An 18,248-nucleotide genomic window follows, 5' to 3' on the forward strand; every position below is an offset into this window, starting at 1 on the left:
ACATTCAAGGGTGGGAGGGGGCTTGCTCCCGATGGCGTCAGTATGGGCGCCACCTTCCTAATTTTCCTGCTCCCGGTAGGCGCCCGGCGTAAGCCCCGTCCACTTCTTGAACGCCCGATGAAACGCCGACGGTTCGGAGAATCCCAACTGCTCGGCGATTTCCTGCAGCGACAGATTGGCCCGCCCCAAGTGATAAATGGCGATGTCTCGCCGCAATTCATCTTTGAGTGCCTGGAAACTGGTGCCTTCCTCGCGCAGGTGTCGGCGCAGGGTCTGCGGGCTGATGTGCAGGTGCTGCGCCACGGCCTCCAGGTCCGGCCAAGGCGTGCGGTCACGGCTTAACAAGCGGCGTAACTGGCTGCTCAAGCTGTCGCCTTCGTCCGGTCGTGACAGCAAGTCTGCGGGCGAGCGCTGCAGAAAATGCTTGAGCGTGCGTTCGTCCTGCAGCAAGGGCAGGCTCAAATAGCGGCAGGGGAATACCAGGCTACTGCTCGGTGCGTTGAATACCTGAGGGCAGGGGAAGAGCAAGTCATACTCGCCTGCATGGGCCGGCATCGGGTAGTGGAACGTCGCCTGATGCAACCGGATTCGCTGGCCGATCAACCAACTGCCCAGGCGATGCCAGATCACCAGCAGGCATTCGCTCAGGAAATGATCCGGGTCCCACAGCTGTGAGTCATCCAGGCTCAGACGAGCCATGTCGCCTTCTCTTGTCAGATGCCAGCGCGGACCCTGTGGGAATAAGCTATAAAATAATAAACCGCGTTCCAGAGCCTTCTCCAGGGTGCGGCAGTGAATCAGCGCGTGGCACATCATGGCGAAGGTGCCGCGTTTACTCGAACCTTCAGCGAACCCCAGGTACTCGTCGTCGAGCTCCAGCCAGAGCATCTGCAACAGCCGGGTAAATTGTTCCGGCGCAATGCGGGCGCGGGGCTCGGTCAGCAACTCAGGGGTAATGCCCACCTGTTGCAGCAGGGCCGAGTAGTCATAGCCCGCCCGACGGGCACCGACCAGAGCCGCTCGGGCGTAGTGACTGGCGATGGTGCGTTCACGCATGTGAGGGCCTCGTCCATGGAGTGGCGGATGTTAGCCATCACTGGGTGAGGCGACAAGGCGGATATCCGCCAAATTGTAGGACGGGATTTGGCTGCATGGCGGAAACCCGCCACTTGTTCAGGGCGCGTGAAGGAAGGTTGAGCGCGCCCAGGCCTGATGTCTAAAGGCCTTCAGCGGATTTGCAGAAAGTGGCACGGCGTTTGCGATAAGAGATGGCAGCGCAGGCCTGGTCCTACCAGCCTCGCAAACAACAAATCCCTCCAGTGCAGGAGGGTTCGCAATTCAAGTGTCGTGGGCAATGGCGGATATTTGCTACACGGGACGATTGAGGAACTTTGCAATGACGACTCGTCAGCCACTGTACAAATCCCTGTATTTCCAGGTGATCGTTGCAATCGTTATCGGTATTTTGCTCGGTCATTTCTACCCGCAGACCGGCGTGGCGCTCAAGCCACTGGGTGACGGCTTTATCAAGCTGATCAAAATGGTCATCGCCCCGATCATCTTCTGCACCGTTGTCAGCGGTATCGCTGGCATGCAAAGCATGAAATCGGTCGGCAAAACCGGCGGCTACGCGCTGCTGTACTTCGAAATCGTTTCCACCATCGCCCTGCTGATCGGCCTGGTCGTGGTCAACGTTGTGCAACCGGGCGCCGGCATGCACATCGACGTGGCTACCCTGGACGCCTCCAAAGTTGCGGCCTACGTGACTGCCGGTGCAGACCAGAGCGTGGTTGGCTTTATCCTCAATGTGATTCCGAACACCATCGTCGGCGCCTTCGCCAACGGTGACATCCTGCAAGTGCTGATGTTCTCGGTGATCTTCGGTTTTGCCCTGCATCGCCTGGGTGCCTACGGCAAGCCGGTGCTGGACTTCATCGATCGCTTCGCCCACGTCATGTTCAACATCATCAACATGATCATGAAGCTCGCGCCAATTGGTGCCCTGGGTGCCATGGCGTTCACCATCGGTGCCTACGGTGTAGGTTCCCTGGTGCAACTGGGTCAGCTGATGATCTGCTTCTACATCACCTGCGTCCTGTTCGTGGTGGTGGTGTTGGGTGCCATCTGCCGTGCCCACGGTTTCAGCGTGTTGAAGCTGGTGCGCTACATCCGTGAAGAACTGCTGATCGTACTGGGCACTTCCTCTTCCGAATCCGCGCTGCCACGCATGCTGATCAAGATGGAGCGCCTGGGCGCGAAGAAATCCGTAGTCGGCCTGGTGATCCCCACCGGCTACTCCTTCAACCTCGACGGTACTTCGATCTACCTGACCATGGCTGCCGTGTTCATCGCCCAGGCGACTGACACCCACATGGATATCACCCACCAGATCACCCTGCTGCTGGTGCTGTTGCTGTCCTCCAAAGGCGCTGCTGGCGTGACCGGTTCGGGCTTTATCGTACTGGCTGCCACCCTGTCGGCCGTCGGCCACCTGCCGGTTGCCGGCCTGGCACTGATCCTGGGTATCGACCGCTTCATGTCCGAAGCGCGCGCCCTGACCAACCTGGTCGGTAACGCCGTTGCCACTATCGTTGTCGCCAAGTGGGTCAAGGAACTGGACACCGACAAGCTGCAGAGCGAGCTGGCGTCCGGTGGTACCGGTATCTCCGATACCCGTCCGGAAGATGACCTGGGTGTGGCCGAAGGCCCTGCTCCTGTCATCAAGTAACTCGCTGCTGGCGTGAACTGACGCCGAAGCCCTCCACAAACGCCCCGACTGTTTCGGGGCGTTTGCGTTTGTGGTCGGCCACTCTGGAGGCTTTTGCTTTACAGTGATTGGGTGAGTAATCGTTGTAAGGCCGGCAGGAGGTTGGATGGATAGCGTGGATCTGAATGTCCTGCGCAGTGTGCTCGAATGGCGTCGCGCCGGGCAGCGGGTGGTGTTGTACAGCGTGGTCCAGACCTGGGGCAGTGCACCGCGTCCGCCGGGGGCGATGTTGGCATTGCGGGGCGACGGGGTCGTGATCGGCTCGGTGTCCGGCGGTTGCATTGAGGATGATCTGATTGCGCGCCTGCAAGATGGTCGCCTGGCGGAAGATGGCCCGCCCGTGCAGTTAGTGACATACGGGGTCACCCGCGATGAGGCGGCGCGCTTCGGCCTGCCGTGCGGTGGCACGTTGCGCCTGACCGAAGAACGGGTAGGCGACTGGCAATGGGTCGCACAGCTGCTGGAGCGTTGTGAGGACCATCAGATTGTCGCCCGGGAGCTGGATCTGGCCACGGGTACTGTGACCCTCGGCAGCGCAAGCAAGACGGATGTGGTGACATTTGACGGGGAGCGCCTGCGCGCCATCTATGGCCCGCGCTGGCGCCTGCTGTTGATCGGTGCCGGGCAGTTGTCGCGCTACGTGGCCCAAATGGCGCGCTTGCTGGATTTCGAAGTGTTGGTCTGCGACCCGCGTGAAGAGTTCGTCTACGGCTGGGAAGAACAGCATGGTCGGTTTGTGCCGGGCATGCCGGATGAGGCGGTACTGAACATTCAGACCGACGAGCGCACAGCTATCGTCTGCCTGACCCACGACCCCCGCCTGGATGATATGGCGTTGCTGACGGCATTGAATTCCGATGCCTTCTACGTCGGCGCGCTGGGCTCGCGGGTCAATACCCAGAAGCGCCGGGAAACCCTGGCGGCGCTCGGGCTGACGGCCGAGGCGATTGCGCGCTTGCATGGGCCGATCGGCTTGCACATCGGTAGCCACACGCCTGCTGAAATTGCCTTGTCGCTGATGGCTGAAGTCGTCGCAATCAAGAACGGTGTGGCGCCGATGCAGAAAAAGCCGCTGCCGGTGGTCGCCGAGTGACGGTGACGGCGATTGTACTGGCGGCAGGGCAGGGCAGTCGTTTCCGTGCCGAAGCCGGTGCCGACCAGGACAAGCTGCTGGCCAATTGCAGCGGATTGGATGGCGTGACGCGGCCGGTACTCGAGCAGGTGCTGGTGAACCTGCCGGCGACGCTCGTTGAGCGTTGGGTGGTGACCTCGCCGGAGCGCCTGGAGGTCATTCGGTTGGCCAAGGCGCAGGGTTGCAAAGTCGTGTTGCTGGAATCGGCGGGCATGGGCGACAGCATTGCCGCGGCGGTCGCGGCCAGCGGTGCGACGGATGGCTGGCTGGTGGTGCTGGGAGATATGCCGTTTATTCGGTCCTCGAGCATTGAGCGGGTGATCGACGGGCTGGAGGCGGGCGGTATCCGTGTGCCGGTGCAGGATGGGCGGTATGGGCATCCTGTAGCGTTTGGCCAGGCATTTGGGCCTGAGCTGATGGCATTGACCGGTGATCGTGGAGGACGATCATTGTTTGCGCAGACGTTGGTCAGCGAAGTGGCGGTTGAAGACCCGGGTGTGCTCTGGGATGTCGATGTTCCGCAGTCCTTGAACTTCAAGCCGATCTGAGTGTGGGAGGGGGCAAGCCCTAATGCCTGTCAGTTAAGCGATAGAGCAGACGATGAATAACCTGTGGGAGGGGCGGTGCGACGATTCGACTTGCTCCCGATGGACTGCGTAGCAGGCCCATTTTTGAGGCCGCTGCGCGGCCTATCGGGAGCAAGCCCCCTCCCACAATGACCGCGTTAAGCCGATCACATAAAAAAGCCCCGCCTGATCACTCAGGCGGGGCTTTCTTGTGGCTGCTGGAATCAGGCGAGAGGTTTGCTCTCGTGCTCTGCTTCCTGTGCTGCGGCAGCAGCAGCTGCGGCTTCAGCTTCCTTGCGACGACGGCGCACTTCACGTGGATCGTTCGGTGCACGGCCGTTTTCGGTCAGGGCGCTGACCGGTGCGGCTTCAACCGCAGGGGCGGCCACTTCGGCAGCTACCGGCGCCTCAACTACTGCTGCAGGTTCTACGACCGGAGCAGGCTGAACCACTGGGGCTGGCTCGGCAGCCACGACTTCGGCAACCGGTTCCGACACTTCTTCTACCGCAGGGGCAGGCGTTGGCGCTTCAACCGGAGCAGCTGGCTCGGCAGTCCATTGGAAGGCGGTCTGTTCTTCGCGAACTTCTCGTACTTCTGGAGCCGCTTCGACAACCGGAGCTTCAACAGCAGCTTCGACCACTGGCTCAGGTTCAGCTACAGGTGTCGGCTCGACAGCCGCCACTTCAACTTCTGGCTGGGCTTCAGGAGCCTGGGCAACTTCCACTTCCGGAACAACCGGCGCTTCGATTGGGGTAGTGGCTTCGACCACAGGAGCTTCTACGACTGGGGTTTCAACGACAGGTGCTTCAACAACCGGCGCTTCAACCACTGGGGTCTGGGCAGCAGGTGCTTCTACAACCGCAGTTTCTTCAACAGCAGCAGTTGCGCGTTCAGCCTGTTCGTGAGCCTGGGCTTCAGCAGGTGCGCTGATGACCGAGCTGGCCACCGCGGCAGTCACGGCCAGGCCGGCAGCCAGTTCGGCGCCAGTCGGCTCGCTGGTAGCGGCTTCGGCGTTCTCGCCGGCTTCTTCCGAGCCTTCGATCACATTGCCATTGGCATCGCGTTGACGCTCACGACGGTTGCTGCGACGACGCTGGCCACGGGAGCGGCGGCGTGGACGATCGCCTTCGGCGTTGTCCTGGCCATCTTCCTGCAGTTGCTCTTCGCCGTTCAGGACTTCTTCTTCGCTGGCGGCAGCGGCTTGTTCGGCACGTGGTTGACGCTCTTCACGCGGTGGGCGTGGTTGGCGCTCCTCACGAGGCGCACGCTCTTCACGTGGCTGGCGAGCCGGGCGCTCTTCGGCGACAACCGCAGCACCGGCAACGGTAGCGGCAGCGGCTGGCGCTGCGTCCAGCGGTTCGCGCAGTTCACGCACGCGCTCTTCACGCTCGCCACGTGGCTTGCGATCTTCACGCGGTGCACGTGGCGTGCGCGGTGCACGCTCTTCACGCGGTGCGCGTTCTTCGCGGGCTACGGTCGGGGTTTCTTCACGGGCTTCGCGAGGTGCACGCTCTTCACGTGGCGCGCGTTCTTCACGCGGTGCACGTTCTTCGCGTGGCTTGCGCTCTTCATCACGACGACCGTTGCGGTTACGGCTCTGCTGGCGGCCGTTGCGACGTTCTTCGTTGCGCGCCGGACGTTCGGTGGCCGGTTTTACAACCACAACCGGAGCAGCAGGCTCTTCCTTGGTGGCGAACAGGCTGACCAGCGATTTCACCAGGCCTTTGAACAGGCTCGGCTCAGGCAGGGCGGCCGGAGCGGCAACCGGGGCAGCCGCTTCAGTTGGAACCGGTGCATTGGCACGCGCCGGTGCAGTCTTCACGGCAGCTTCCTGGCGAACCAGGGTGCGCGTCGCGGCAGCCGGCTGGACTTCTTCCACTTCGGCAGCGGCAGCCGCGATTTCGTAGCTGGACTGGTTGTTGTGGGCTTCCGGGCTGTCGTCACGCAGGCGCTGCACTTCGAAGTGCGGCGTTTCCAGGTGATCGTTCGGCAGGATCACGATACGGGCACGGGTGCGCAGTTCGATCTTGGTGATCGAGTTGCGTTTTTCATTGAGCAGGAATGCGGCGACCGGGATCGGCACCTGAGCGCGGACTTCGGCGGTGCGGTCTTTCAGGGCTTCTTCTTCGATCAGGCGCAGGATCGCCAGGGACAGCGATTCAACGTCACGGATGATGCCGGTGCCGTTGCAGCGCGGGCAGACGATGCCGCTGCTTTCGCCCAGGGACGGACGCAGGCGCTGACGGGACATTTCCAGCAGGCCGAAGCGCGAGATGCGGCCGACCTGTACGCGGGCGCGGTCAGCTTCCAGGCATTCGCGGACTTTCTCTTCCACGGCGCGCTGGTTCTTGGCGGGGGTCATGTCGATGAAGTCGATCACGATCAGGCCGCCGATATCACGCAGGCGCAACTGGCGGGCGATTTCTTCAGCCGCTTCCAGGTTGGTCTGCAGGGCGGTTTCTTCGATGTCGCTACCTTTCGTGGCGCGCGCCGAGTTGATGTCGATGGACACCAGGGCTTCGGTCGGGTCGATCACGATGGAGCCGCCGGAAGGCAGTTCGACCACGCGCTGGAAGGCGGTCTCGATCTGGCTTTCGATCTGGAAACGGTTGAACAGCGGCACGCTGTCTTCGTACAGCTTGATCTTGCTGGCGTACTGCGGCATCACCTGGCGGATGAAGGTCAGGGCTTCGTCCTGGGCTTCAACGCTGTCGATCAGCACTTCGCCGATGTCCTGGCGCAGGTAATCGCGGATGGCGCGGATGATCACGTTGCTTTCCTGGTAGATCAGGAACGGCGCGGAACGATCCAGGGACGCTTCTTTGATGGCGGTCCACAGTTGCAGCAGGTAGTCGAGGTCCCACTGCATTTCTTCGCTGCTGCGGCCCAGGCCGGCAGTGCGCACGATCAGGCCCATGTCGGCCGGGGCTATCAGGCCGTTCAGCGCTTCACGCAGTTCGTTGCGCTCTTCGCCTTCGATGCGACGGGAAATGCCGCCGGCACGTGGGTTGTTCGGCATCAGGACCAGGTAACGGCCGGCCAGGCTGATGAAGGTGGTCAGGGCGGCGCCCTTGTTGCCACGTTCTTCTTTCTCGACCTGGACGATGACTTCCTGGCCTTCGCTCAGGACGTCCTTGATGTTCACGCGGCCTTCAGGAGCTTTCTTGAAGTATTCGCGGGAGATTTCCTTGAGGGGCAGGAAGCCGTGGCGCTCGGAGCCGAAGTCGACAAAGGCAGCCTCAAGGCTTGGTTCGATGCGAGTAATACGGCCTTTATAGATGTTGGCCTTCTTTTGCTCGCGTGCACCGGATTCGATGTCCAGGTCGTATAGGCGTTGGCCATCTACCAGTGCAACACGCAACTCTTCGGGTTGAGTTGCGTTAATCAGCATTCTTTTCATGTTGTACCGTCGGTTTCCGGGCTGCCGGAAACGGCGTTCGGCACACACGACTTCTCACGGTCGGTGTCAGGTGCGTCAAGAGTGGTTGGCCACTCCAGTGTCCAGCAAACACCAGCCAATTGGGCCGGTATCGCGACGGACGCGTCCTGCTTGTTAGCGGTGGTGACAAAGGCACCACTTCAACAAAAGCTAAGGTCAGGAGGAGGAATCAACCGGCGACTGTGGACGAGATGAAGCGTCTAAATATAAGCCTAGTGCTACACGGTCCGACGGTTGTGCATCTCCACCCTACACGTATCCCTGATAATTCGGGTGCTGCCGCGCGCAGAATCCGCAGCGGGTTGGCATTTACCGTGTTCTCCAATGGGGAGTTCACGCTCATGGCTAAACAGGACTGGGTGTGGGCGATCGCGCTCTCACTCAGCTCTTAACAGGCGTTATTTCCGAAGCATTCGCCATGGTCTGGCTCAAGACTGACTGCACTTTGTGAACTGGCCGTAAATATCGGCGCAAAACGCGAGTATTCACTCTGCTTTCTGCACTCGCTTCAGGCCTCATGTCACCTGCGCTTGTTACAATCCCGAGTCTTCCAACGTGGCGAAAGCCCCGTAGGACGGCCTCGCGTCCTGATGAATTGCGATGGTCAGGGCCGGCAGTTTGCCGCAAGTCCTCTGGCCAGGCCGCTTTTGGCGGCGTTCGCGACTATAGCAGTAATGATTAAGTGCTTCAATTCCATAAAAAATTGTTATCATCGCCGCCATGACGACTACCGCCCCCCAGACCCCCAGCGTCCAGCTGCTTGAGGTCTCGCCGGAATATGCCGGCCAACGCATCGACAATTTTCTCTTGGCCAGGCTCAAAGGCGTGCCCAAGACCTTGATTTACCGCATCTTGCGAAAAGGTGAAGTGCGCGTGAACAAGGGCCGGATCAAGCCCGAGTACAAGCTGCAGGCGGGCGATATCGTCCGTGTGCCGCCGGTTCGCGTGCCGGAGCGTGACGAACCTGTGCCGTTGGCCCAGGGTTTGTTGCAGCGCCTGGAAGCCTCGATCGTCTTCGAAGACAACAAGCTGATCGTGATCAACAAGCCGTGTGGCATTGCGGTCCACGGTGGCAGTGGCCTGAATTTCGGGGTCATCGAAGCCTTTCGTCAGTTGCGCCCGGATGCCAAGGAGCTGGAACTGGTTCACCGCCTGGACCGTGACACCTCCGGCCTGCTGATGATCGCCAAGAAGCGCAGCATGTTGCGTCACTTGCACACCGCCCTGCGGGGTGACGGTGTGGACAAGCGCTATATGGCGCTGGTGCGCGGCCACTGGGCCAGCTCCCTCAAGAGCGTCCGGGCGCCGTTGCAGAAGAGCAATCTGCGCTCCGGCGAGCGGATGGTCGAAGTGGACGAGGAGGGCAAGGAGGCGCTGACTCTGTTCAAGGTGCTACGCCGTTTCGGCGACTTCGCCACCATGGTCGAGGCCAAGCCGGTGACCGGGCGTACCCACCAGATTCGCGTGCATACCTTGCACGCGGGCCACTGTATTGCGGGTGACACCAAGTACGGGGACGAAGATTTCTCCAAGGAAATCCGCGACCTGGGCGGCAAGCGCCTGTTCCTGCACGCCTACATGCTGACCGTGCCGCTGCCGGACGGTGGCGAGCTGAAGCTGCAGGCGCCGGTCGACGAGATGTGGGCCCAGACCGTGGAGCGTTTGAGTGCCGCACCCTGACTACAAGCTGCTGATCTTCGATTGGGATGGCACGCTGGCTGACTCCATTGGCCGGATTGTCGAGTCCATGCACATGGCCTCGACCCGCTCCGGCTTCGCGCTGTGCAGCGACCTGGCGGTCAAGGGCATCATCGGCCTGGGCTTGCCTGAGGCAATACGCACGTTGTATCCGGAGATCGACGATCAAGAACTGATCGCGTTTCGCCAGCACTATGCCGATCATTATATTGCCTTGGAGGCGCAGCCTTCGCCGCTATTTGATGGCGTCCGGCAATCCCTCGAGGCCTTTCGCGCCGAGGGCTATCACCTCGCCGTGGCGACCGGCAAAGCCCGGCGCGGGCTCGATCGTGTGCTCAAGGCCCATGGCTTTGAGGATTATTTCGATATCACCCGCGCTGCGGATGAAACTGCCAGCAAGCCTCACCCTCTGATGCTGGAGCAGATCCTGGCTCACTGTGGTGTGGCGCCGCGCCAGGCGTTGATGGTGGGGGATGCTTCCTTCGACTTGATGATGGCGTGCAATGCCGGGATGGACAGTGTGGCCGTCAGCTATGGTGCCCAGTCGGCCGAGGCCTTGCAGCCCTACGAGCCGAGGCTGATGATTGATCATTTTTCTGAATTGCAGGCCTGGCTCGGTCAGGCCCGATAAGTCTTTGCTGGGGTTGATGGCATGAGTGACGAGTGGAAAGCGCCCGAAAAGGCCGAAAGCAGCGACGATAAAAGCTGGAAGCTGTTGGAGAAGACGCTGCTGGCCAGTGTCCAGGAGCAGCGTCGTTCAAGACGTTGGGGTATTTTCTTCAAATTGCTGACCTTTGTTTACCTGCTCGCCATGCTGGCGCTGTTCAGTCCGTTGATGGACGTGGAAAAGAGCGCTACCCGTGGCAGTCACTACACTGCGCTGATCGAAGTGCGTGGGGTGATAGCCGACAAGGAGTCGGCCAGCGCCGACAACATTGTCAGCAGCCTGCGCGCTGCGTTCGAAGATCCCAAGGTCAAGGCCGTGATCCTGCGCATCAACAGCCCGGGCGGCAGCCCTGTGCAATCAGGCTACGTGTATGACGAGATTCGCCGCCTGCGCACGCTGCATCCGGATACCAAGCTGTACGCAGTGATCGCCGACCTGGGCGCCTCGGGGGCTTATTACATCGCCAGCGCCGCTGATCAGATCTACGCCGATAAGGCCAGTCTGGTCGGTTCCATTGGTGTGACGGCTGCCGGTTACGGCTTTGTCGGCACCATGGAGAAGCTGGGTGTGGAGCGTCGCACCTATACCTCGGGTGAGCACAAGGCGTTTCTGGACCCGTTTCAGCCGCAAAAAGCCGATGAAACCCAGTTCTGGCAGGGCGTGCTCGACACCACTCATCGTCAGTTCATTGCCAGTGTGAAGCAGGGGCGTGGTGATCGCCTGAAGGATAAGGACCATCCGGAGCTGTTCTCCGGGTTGGTGTGGTCTGGCGAGCAGGCATTGCCGCTGGGCTTGATCGATGGGTTGGGCAGTGCCAGTTCGGTGGCGCGGGATGTGGTGGGTGAGAAGGAGTTGGTAGATTTCACGGTCGAGGAGTCGCCGTTCGATCGTTTCTCCAAGAAGCTCGGTGCCAGTGTGGCGGAGAAGCTGGCCTTGTACATGGGCTTCCAGGGCCCGACTTTGCGCTGATACCTCCAGGTGTATGCAGCTTAAAATGTGGGAGGGGGCTTGCTCCCGATAGCGGTGTATCAGTCACTTTATTTGTAGCTGACCCACTGCAATCGGGAGCAAGCCCCCTCCCACAGTGGTTTTGTGGTGTTGTCAGGGGATCTGTACGCCTTCGGCCAGCAGCATGTCCACCAGTCGGATCAGCGGCAGGCCCACTAAGCTCGTCGCATCCGGCCCTTCTGTGCTCTGAAACAAACTCACGCCCAAACCCTCGGCTTTGAAGCTGCCTGCGCAATCATACGGCTGCTCGATCCGCAGGTAGCGTTCGATGCGCTCCGCGTCCAGGACACGCATGTGCACGGTAAACGGCACGCAATCCACCTGGCACTGCCCGGTTTGGCTGTTGAGCAGCGCCAGGCCGGTGAGGAAGCTGACGCGCTTGCCGCTGGCCGCCAGCAACTGTTCGCGAGCCTTCTCGAAGGTGTGCGGTTTGCCGATGATCTGGCCGTCAAGCGCGGCTACCTGGTCCGAACCGATGATCAGGTGCCCTGTGTGGGTAGTGGCGAGGGCGCGGGCCTTGTCTTCGGCCAGGCGCTTGACCAGCGCCACGGCGGACTCATTTGCGTGAGGGGTTTCGTCGATATCCGGCGAGCTGCAGATGAACGGCAGGTGCAGTCGGCTCAGCAATTCCCGGCGATAAACCGAGCTGGATGCGAGTAATAAAGGCAGCATGGACGTCTCCTCAAGGCAGTCGCCGATTCTAGCGGGGCGACCGGCTGACGCACAGGGCTGAATTTCCTTTGACATGGCTGGGTGCATCCCTATAATGCTGCGCCTATGTTGAATGACCCGATTCCACCTCACGTTGACCCGCGCAAATTGGCAGATCGTGGCACTTCCCTTCAAGGTGAATTGCCGCTGGCCGATTTGGAGAGACTCTGCGACCCGCTTTCCGACAGTGTCGGTACGGTGCAGGCCAAATTCGTTTTTGAACGAGATGAGCGTAAGGCTGTGGTAATCCACAGTTTTATCGACACCGAAGTCAAAATGGTTTGCCAGCGTTGTCTTGAGCTGGTCACCCTGCCGATCCACAGCGAGTGCAGTTATGCTGTGGTGAAGGAGGGTGCGAATACCCAGTCGTTGCCGAAAGGTTATGACGTGCTGGAACTGGGCGAAGATCCTTTGGATCTGCATGCACTGATCGAGGAGGAGCTTTTGCTCGCCTTGCCCATTGTGCCTGCTCATCATCCGGAAGAATGCCAGCAGCCGGCGGGCCTCGATGACGAGCCCGAACCGAGCGAGGACGAGGTAACGCGGTCCAACCCGTTCAGTGTATTGGCGCAGTTAAAGCGTGACCCAAACGTTTAGGAGTTAATCAATTATGGCTGTTCAGCAGAACAAAAAATCCCGCTCCGCCCGTGACATGCGCCGTTCGCACGACGCTCTCGAGGCAAGCACCCTGTCCGTAGAAAAGACCACCGGTGAAGTTCACCTGCGTCACCACGTATCGCCAGAAGGCGTTTACCGTGGCCGTAAAGTGATCGACAAGGGCGCTGACGAGTAATCACTTGTCTGCTCAAGTCATCGCGATTGACGCAATGGGCGGGGACTTCGGTCCCCGCAGCATTGTTCAGGCTTGCATTGCCAGCCTGTCTGCTACGCCCTCGCTGCACCTGACCCTCGTCGGTCAACCCTCCTTACTTGAAGAACTGATTGCTGGCCATCCGGCAGTGGATCGCGCGCGCCTGACGATTACGCCGGCCAGCGAAACCATCGGAATGGATGAAAAGCCTGCGACCGCCTTGCGTGGCAAACCTGATTCCTCGATGCGGGTGGCCCTGGAGCTGTTACGCGATGGCAAGGTGCAAGCCTGTGTCAGTGCGGGGAACACCGGGGCCTTGATGGCGTTGTCGCGGTATGTGCTCAAGACGCTGCCCGGTATTGATCGGCCGGCGATGGTGGCGGCAATTCCGACGCAGAAGGGCTATTGCCAGTTGCTGGACCTGGGCGCGAACGTCGATTGCAGCGCCGAGCACCTGTTCCAGTTCGCCGTGATGGGCGCGGTGGCCGCCGAAGCGCTGGGCGTGGCCCGGCCGCGGGTGGCCCTGCTGAACATTGGCACCGAAGACATCAAGGGCAACCAGCAGGTCAAGTTGGCGGCTACGTTGCTGCAGGGCGCGCGGGGCTTGAATTACATCGGCTTTGTCGAAGGTGATGGTTTGTACCGGGGCGAAGCGGATGTGGTGGTATGCGATGGGTTTGTTGGCAATATCCTGCTTAAATCCAGCGAAGGCCTGGCGACCATGATCGCCGCGCGTATTGAAGCGTTGTTCAGGCGAAACCTGGCGTCGCGTGTGGTCGGCGCCCTGGCATTGCCGTTGATGCGCCGCTTGCAGGCTGACCTGGCCCCGGCACGGCACAATGGCGCCAGCTTTCTCGGTTTGCAGGGCATCGTGGTGAAAAGCCATGGCTCGGCGGGGGTGGAAGGCTTTCAAAGTGCGATTGCGCGTGCGGTGATCGAAATCCAGGAAAACCTGCCGCAGCGTTTGCACGGCCGGCTTGAGGATTTGTTGTCTTAGGCGAATCGGCCCGGGAATGCTTAAATGTGACCGGCCAGTTCAATTGACCATCCAATCTGTCAGTTTCGTTCGCTCCCACCGTAGGAGCGACCATTTTTTGACGACCAGATCATTAGGGGCTTGTTACATGTCTACATCCCTCGCATTCGTCTTTCCAGGGCAGGGTTCGCAGTCCCTCGGCATGTTGGCCGAGCTGGGCGCGCAATATCCGCTGGTTCTGGAAACCTTCAAGGAAGCTTCCGATGCCCTGGGTTACGACCTGTGGGCACTGACCCAGCAAGGGCCGGAAGAGCAACTCAATCAAACCGACAAAACCCAGCCGGCCATCCTGACCGCTTCGATCGCCCTGTGGCGCTTGTGGTTGGCAGAAGGTGGCGCGCGCCCGGCATTCGTTGCCGGCCACAGCCTGGGTGAATACAGTGCATTGGTTGCCGCGGGCAGCTTGACCCTGGCCGAAGCGGTCAAGTTGGTCGAGCGTCGGGGGCAGTTGATGCAAGAAGCCGTTCCGGCCGGGCAGGGCGGCATGGCCGCGATCCTGGGCCTGGACGATGCTGTGGTGATCGAGGCTTGCGCCGAAGCCGCCCAGGGCGAAGTGGTCAGTGCGGTCAACTTCAACTCCCCGGGCCAGGTGGTGATCGCCGGCGCCAAGGCTGCCGTTGAGCGCGCCATCGAAGGTTGCAAGGCCCGTGGCGCCAAGCGTGCGCTACCCTTGCCGGTGAGCGTGCCGTCCCACTGCGAGCTGATGCGCCCGGCCGCCGAGCGTTTTGCCGAGTCCATCAATGCGATCGACTGGCAGGCGCCGCAGATTCCGTTGGTACAGAACGTCAGCGCCGCCGTGGCTGCCGACCTCGGCACCCTCAAGCGCGACCTGCTGGAGCAGCTCTATAAGCCTGTGCGTTGGGTTGAATCGGTCCAGGCTCTGGCTGCCAACGGCGCCACCGAGTTGGTCGAGTGTGGCCCGGGCAAAGTCCTGGCCGGCCTCAACAAGCGCTGTGCCGACGGCGTGTCGACTGCCAACCTGAATACCCCGGATGCCTTCGCTGCCGCGCGCGCGGCACTGGCCTGATCCCCACACTTAGGAGAAGCCTGCATGAGTCTGCAAGGTAAAGTTGCACTGGTCACCGGCGCAAGCCGTGGCATTGGCCAGGCGATCGCCCTGGAATTGGGCCGTCAGGGCGCGGTCGTGATCGGCACCGCCACTTCCGCTTCGGGCGCCGAGCGTATCGCCGCGACCCTGAAGGAAAACGGCGTTCAGGGCACTGGCCTTGAGCTGAACGTGACCAGCGATGAGTCCGTGGCTGCCGTACTGGCTGAAATCACTGCACAGTTCGGCGCTCCGTCGATCCTGGTAAACAACGCCGGCATCACCCGCGACAACCTGATGATGCGTATGAAAGACGACGAGTGGTACGACGTGGTCGACACCAACTTGAACAGTCTGTTTCGCTTGTCCAAGGGCGTTTTGCGCGGCATGACCAAGGCGCGTTGGGGCCGAATTATCAATATTGGCTCCGTAGTGGGTGCCATGGGCAACGCAGGCCAAGTAAACTATGCCTCCGCCAAGGCCGGCCTGGAAGGTTTCAGCCGTGCACTGGCGCGTGAGGTCGGTTCGCGGTCGATTACGGTCAACTCGGTGGCCCCTGGGTTCATCGACACCGATATGACCCGTGAACTGCCTGAGGCGCAGCGTGAAGCCTTGCTGACGCAGATTCCGCTGGGCCGTCTGGGCCAGGCTCAAGAGATCGCGAATGTGGTCTCTTTCCTGGCATCCGACGGTGCGGCATACGTGACTGGGGCTACAATCCCGGTGAACGGCGGGATGTACATGAGTTAAATTGTGACGGATCGCTTCAAAAAAATGTCATACGAGCTGTCTAAAATCCGTTATAAAGCTGCAACTTAATTTATAGGCAGGTGGCCGACTGGGTACAGGGTGAAGCTTTCAGTTGAAAAGCTGAAATGGCTTTCTATACACTTACCCACTGGCCAGCTGCCTGAATTTGTCCATTAGGAGTTAAACAAGGTATGAGCACCATCGAAGAGCGCGTCAAGAAAATCGTCGCCGAGCAACTGGGCGTTAAGGAAGAAGAAGTGGTCAACACTGCTTCCTTCGTAGAAGACCTGGGTGCCGATTCCCTTGACACCGTTGAGCTGGTGATGGCTCTGGAAGAGGAATTCGAGACCGAAATCCCGGACGAAGAAGCTGAAAAAATCACTACTGTTCAAGCTGCTATCGACTACGTTACTGCCCACCAGGCGTAATAGTTTGTAGTCGTCGCTTGCTGTCAGGGAAAAACCGCACTGCTGTAACGGCGTGCGGTTTTTTCTTTAGCTCTGATGAAAAGTAAGCGATGAAGCAAAAGTGTCGTCATTAGAAAAAGGAGAGTGCTGTGTCGCGTAGACGCGTCGTAGTCACCGGTATGGGTATGTTGTCGCCACTGGGCACGGATGTGCCGAGCAGTTGGCAGGGCATTCTGGCTGGCCGCAGTGGTATTGGTCTGATCGAACACACGGACCTTTCTGCCTATTCCACCCGTTTTGGCGGCTCGGTAAAGGGTTTCAATGTCGAGGAGTACCTCTCGGTCAAGGAATCCCGCAAGCTCGACCTGTTCATTCAATACGGCCTGGCAGCCGGTTTTCAGGCAGTGCGTAACGCCGGCCTGGAAGTCACCGACGCCAACCGTGACCGCATCGGCGTGGCCATGGGGTCGGGTATTGGCGGTTTGACCAATATCGAAGAAACCAGCCGCACATTGCACGATTCCGGCCCTCGTCGAATTTCACCGTTCTTCGTGCCGGGCTCGATCATCAATATGATTTCCGGTTTCCTGTCCATCCATCTGGGGGCACAGGGGCCTAACTACGCCATCGCCACGGCGTGCACCACCGGCACGCACTGCATCGGCATGGCGGCGCGCAACATCGCCTATGACGAAGCCGACGTGATGATCGCCGGCGGCGCCGAAATGGCGGCCTGCGGCCTGGGCATGGGCGGCTTTGGCGCGTCTCGCGCACTGTCGACCCGCAATGACGAACCGACCCGTGCCAGCCGTCCGTGGGACAAGGGCCGTGACGGTTTCGTACTGTCCGACGGCGCCGGTGCCCTGGTACTGGAAGAGCTGGAGCACGCCAAGGCGCGCGGTGCCACCATCTATGCCGAGCTGATCGGCTTCGGCATGAGCGGTGACGCCTACCACATGACCTCGCCACCGTCCGACGGTGCCGGTGCTGCCCGCTGCATCGCCAATGCCCTGCGTGACGCGAAGGTCAATGCCAACCAGGTGCAGTACATCAATGCCCATGGCACTTCGACTCCGACGGGTGACCTGGCGGAAGCCGAGGCGATCAAGTCGGTGTTTGGCGAACACGCCTACAAGCTGGCAGTCAGCTCGACCAAGTCCATGACCGGCCACCTGTTGGGTGCGGCGGGCGCGGTTGAGGCGATCTTCAGCGTAATGGCCATCAAGGATCAGGTCGCGCCGCCGACCATCAACCTCGATGAGCCGGACGAAGGTTGCGATCTGAACTTCGTGCCCCACGAAGCGCAACCCATGCCGATCGATGTGGCGATCTCCAACTCGTTCGGTTTTGGTGGCACCAACGGTTCCCTGGTGTTCCGCCGGTTCGCCGAGTGATGCACAGCTGGGTCGACGGTCAGCCAGCGGGCAGCGTGCCTCTGAAAGATCGCGGCCTGGCGTATGGCGACGGGCTGTTCGAGACCATCGCCGTCAGGGCCGGTCAACCTGCGTTGCTCGACCGCCACCTGCAACGCCTGGATGAGGGGTGCAGGCGGTTGGCGCTGGTTGCGGATCAGTCACTGATCCGCAGCGAAGTGCTGGCGTATGCCGCCGCCCTCGGCGACGGCGTTCTCAAGTTGATCCTTACCCGCGGCGACAGCCTGCGCGGTTACGGCATCAACCCTGGCGCTCCCGTGCGCCGTATCTTGCAGGGCAGTCCGCCCGCATCCTATCCCCCGGCCCATGGACTTGAAGGTGTCCGCCTGTTTCCGTGCGCCACCCGTTTGGCCGAACAGCCATTACTGGCAGGGCTCAAGCACCTCAACCGCCTGGAGCAGGTGATCGCTCGCGCCGAGTGGCAGGACGCCGAGCATGCCGAAGGTTTGATGCTGGATATGTCCGGTCGCGTGATCGAAGGCGTGTTCAGCAACCTGTTCCTGGTATGCGACGGCGGGTTGCTGACCGCTGATCTGAATCGTTGCGGGGTTGCCGGGGTCATGCGCGCTGAGGTTTTGGCCCAGGCGCAGGTACTGGGCCTCCCTGTTACCGTGGCCGACATCAGCCTGGAGCAGTTGCGGCAGGCTGACGAAGTGTTTGTGTGCAACAGCGTTTATGGCATTTGGCCGGTGCGTGGCTGCGCTGCGATGAGCTGGTCGGTTGGGCCGCTCACCCGTAAACTGCAGGGCATTGTTCGCGCACTATTGGATATTTGAG

Annotated in this window: 17 protein-coding genes; 14 read left to right on the top strand and 3 right to left on the bottom strand. The window is 60.7% G+C overall.

Going from position 1 to position 18,248, the window contains the following annotated elements; translation table 11 throughout:
* Positions 1-57 precede the first annotated feature (57 nt).
* The gene (locus tag ACQRBV_RS14635) at positions 58-1,056 is read right to left on the bottom strand and encodes an AraC family transcriptional regulator (protein WP_104994598.1); all 999 of its coding nucleotides are present in this window, start codon (positions 1,054-1,056) and stop codon (positions 58-60) included.
* 340 nt (positions 1,057-1,396) lie between these two features.
* On the opposite strand from ACQRBV_RS14635, the gene ACQRBV_RS14640 reads away from it, so the two are divergent.
* From ACQRBV_RS14640 to ACQRBV_RS14650, 3 genes are all read left to right on the top strand, one after another.
* A complete protein-coding gene (locus ACQRBV_RS14640) occupies positions 1,397-2,728 on the top strand; it encodes a dicarboxylate/amino acid:cation symporter (RefSeq protein WP_060756317.1) in 1,332 nt (443 codons plus the stop codon).
* Between the two features lie 145 nt (positions 2,729-2,873).
* Entirely contained in the window at positions 2,874-3,860 is a 987-nt protein-coding gene (locus tag ACQRBV_RS14645) for an XdhC family protein (RefSeq protein WP_104994597.1), read from the top strand.
* A complete protein-coding gene (locus ACQRBV_RS14650; protein ID WP_411985695.1) occupies positions 3,857-4,447 on the top strand; it encodes a nucleotidyltransferase family protein in 591 nt (196 codons plus the stop codon). Before ACQRBV_RS14645 ends, ACQRBV_RS14650 begins: the two co-directional genes overlap by 4 nt.
* Positions 4,448-4,689: 242 nt before the next feature.
* Here the strand turns inward: ACQRBV_RS14650 and rne are convergent, their stop codons facing one another.
* Complete coding sequence (rne, locus tag ACQRBV_RS14655) at positions 4,690-7,866, bottom strand: ribonuclease E (protein WP_427877923.1); 3,177 nt, start codon at positions 7,864-7,866, stop codon at positions 4,690-4,692.
* A 759-nt stretch (positions 7,867-8,625) separates the two neighbouring features.
* Here rne and rluC point away from each other — a divergent pair.
* From rluC to ACQRBV_RS14670, 3 genes are read left to right on the top strand one after another with little or no spacing between them, the layout of a single operon-like run.
* Positions 8,626-9,585, top strand: coding sequence for a 23S rRNA pseudouridine(955/2504/2580) synthase RluC (rluC, locus tag ACQRBV_RS14660; protein WP_060756312.1), 960 nt, complete (start codon positions 8,626-8,628; stop codon positions 9,583-9,585).
* On the top strand, positions 9,572-10,234 hold the full coding sequence (locus ACQRBV_RS14665; protein ID WP_411985693.1) for an HAD-IA family hydrolase: 663 nt from the start codon (positions 9,572-9,574) through the stop codon (positions 10,232-10,234). The genes rluC and ACQRBV_RS14665 overlap by 14 nt, the downstream gene beginning before the upstream one ends.
* A gap of 21 nt (positions 10,235-10,255) precedes the next feature.
* Entirely contained in the window at positions 10,256-11,239 is a 984-nt protein-coding gene (locus ACQRBV_RS14670; protein ID WP_060756310.1) for a S49 family peptidase, read from the top strand.
* Between the two features lie 132 nt (positions 11,240-11,371).
* Here the strand turns inward: ACQRBV_RS14670 and ACQRBV_RS14675 are convergent, their stop codons facing one another.
* The gene (locus ACQRBV_RS14675; protein ID WP_060756309.1) at positions 11,372-11,950 is read right to left on the bottom strand and encodes a Maf family protein; all 579 of its coding nucleotides are present in this window, start codon (positions 11,948-11,950) and stop codon (positions 11,372-11,374) included.
* 105 nt (positions 11,951-12,055) lie between these two features.
* Between ACQRBV_RS14675 and ACQRBV_RS14680 the strand changes: the two genes are divergently transcribed.
* The 8 genes from ACQRBV_RS14680 (at position 12,056) to pabC (ending at position 18,247) form a co-directional block, all read left to right on the top strand.
* Entirely contained in the window at positions 12,056-12,586 is a 531-nt protein-coding gene (locus tag ACQRBV_RS14680) for a YceD family protein (protein WP_060756308.1), read from the top strand.
* 13 nt (positions 12,587-12,599) lie between these two features.
* On the top strand, positions 12,600-12,782 hold the full coding sequence (gene rpmF, locus ACQRBV_RS14685) for a 50S ribosomal protein L32 (protein WP_003179396.1): 183 nt from the start codon (positions 12,600-12,602) through the stop codon (positions 12,780-12,782).
* A gap of 4 nt (positions 12,783-12,786) precedes the next feature.
* On the top strand, positions 12,787-13,797 hold the full coding sequence (plsX, locus tag ACQRBV_RS14690; protein ID WP_090369099.1) for a phosphate acyltransferase PlsX: 1,011 nt from the start codon (positions 12,787-12,789) through the stop codon (positions 13,795-13,797).
* Positions 13,798-13,924: 127 nt separating this feature from the next.
* A complete protein-coding gene (gene fabD, locus ACQRBV_RS14695) occupies positions 13,925-14,863 on the top strand; it encodes an ACP S-malonyltransferase (protein WP_060756306.1) in 939 nt (312 codons plus the stop codon).
* A 24-nt stretch (positions 14,864-14,887) separates the two neighbouring features.
* Positions 14,888-15,631, top strand: a complete 744-nt coding sequence (gene fabG, locus ACQRBV_RS14700; protein ID WP_060756305.1) for a 3-oxoacyl-ACP reductase FabG — start codon at positions 14,888-14,890, stop codon at positions 15,629-15,631.
* A gap of 191 nt (positions 15,632-15,822) precedes the next feature.
* A complete protein-coding gene (gene acpP / locus ACQRBV_RS14705; RefSeq protein WP_007987170.1) occupies positions 15,823-16,059 on the top strand; it encodes an acyl carrier protein in 237 nt (78 codons plus the stop codon).
* A gap of 128 nt (positions 16,060-16,187) precedes the next feature.
* Positions 16,188-17,432, top strand: a complete 1,245-nt coding sequence (gene fabF, locus ACQRBV_RS14710; RefSeq protein WP_060756304.1) for a beta-ketoacyl-ACP synthase II — start codon at positions 16,188-16,190, stop codon at positions 17,430-17,432.
* Positions 17,432-18,247, top strand: a complete 816-nt coding sequence (gene pabC, locus ACQRBV_RS14715) for an aminodeoxychorismate lyase (protein WP_104994594.1) — start codon at positions 17,432-17,434, stop codon at positions 18,245-18,247. Before fabF ends, pabC begins: the two co-directional genes overlap by 1 nt.
* Position 18,248 lies beyond the last annotated feature (1 nt).

This window comes from Pseudomonas sp. R11F (assembly GCF_050312575.1).
Lineage (GTDB): Bacteria > Pseudomonadota > Gammaproteobacteria > Pseudomonadales > Pseudomonadaceae > Aquipseudomonas > Aquipseudomonas palleroniana.

Coding starts and splice junctions, on each gene's coding strand:
- ACQRBV_RS14635 (WP_104994598.1), bottom strand. CDS start 1,056: ATGCGTGAACGCACCATCGCCAGTCACTACGCCCGAGCGGCTCTGGTC.
- ACQRBV_RS14640 (WP_060756317.1), top strand. CDS start 1,397: ATGACGACTCGTCAGCCACTGTACAAATCCCTGTATTTCCAGGTGATC.
- ACQRBV_RS14645 (WP_104994597.1), top strand. CDS start 2,874: ATGGATAGCGTGGATCTGAATGTCCTGCGCAGTGTGCTCGAATGGCGT.
- rne (WP_427877923.1), bottom strand. CDS start 7,866: ATGAAAAGAATGCTGATTAACGCAACTCAACCCGAAGAGTTGCGTGTT.
- rluC (WP_060756312.1), top strand. CDS start 8,626: ATGACGACTACCGCCCCCCAGACCCCCAGCGTCCAGCTGCTTGAGGTC.
- ACQRBV_RS14670 (WP_060756310.1), top strand. CDS start 10,256: ATGAGTGACGAGTGGAAAGCGCCCGAAAAGGCCGAAAGCAGCGACGAT.
- ACQRBV_RS14675 (WP_060756309.1), bottom strand. CDS start 11,950: ATGCTGCCTTTATTACTCGCATCCAGCTCGGTTTATCGCCGGGAATTG.
- ACQRBV_RS14680 (WP_060756308.1), top strand. CDS start 12,056: ATGTTGAATGACCCGATTCCACCTCACGTTGACCCGCGCAAATTGGCA.
- rpmF (WP_003179396.1), top strand. CDS start 12,600: ATGGCTGTTCAGCAGAACAAAAAATCCCGCTCCGCCCGTGACATGCGC.
- fabD (WP_060756306.1), top strand. CDS start 13,925: ATGTCTACATCCCTCGCATTCGTCTTTCCAGGGCAGGGTTCGCAGTCC.
- fabG (WP_060756305.1), top strand. CDS start 14,888: ATGAGTCTGCAAGGTAAAGTTGCACTGGTCACCGGCGCAAGCCGTGGC.
- acpP (WP_007987170.1), top strand. CDS start 15,823: ATGAGCACCATCGAAGAGCGCGTCAAGAAAATCGTCGCCGAGCAACTG.
- pabC (WP_104994594.1), top strand. CDS start 17,432: ATGCACAGCTGGGTCGACGGTCAGCCAGCGGGCAGCGTGCCTCTGAAA.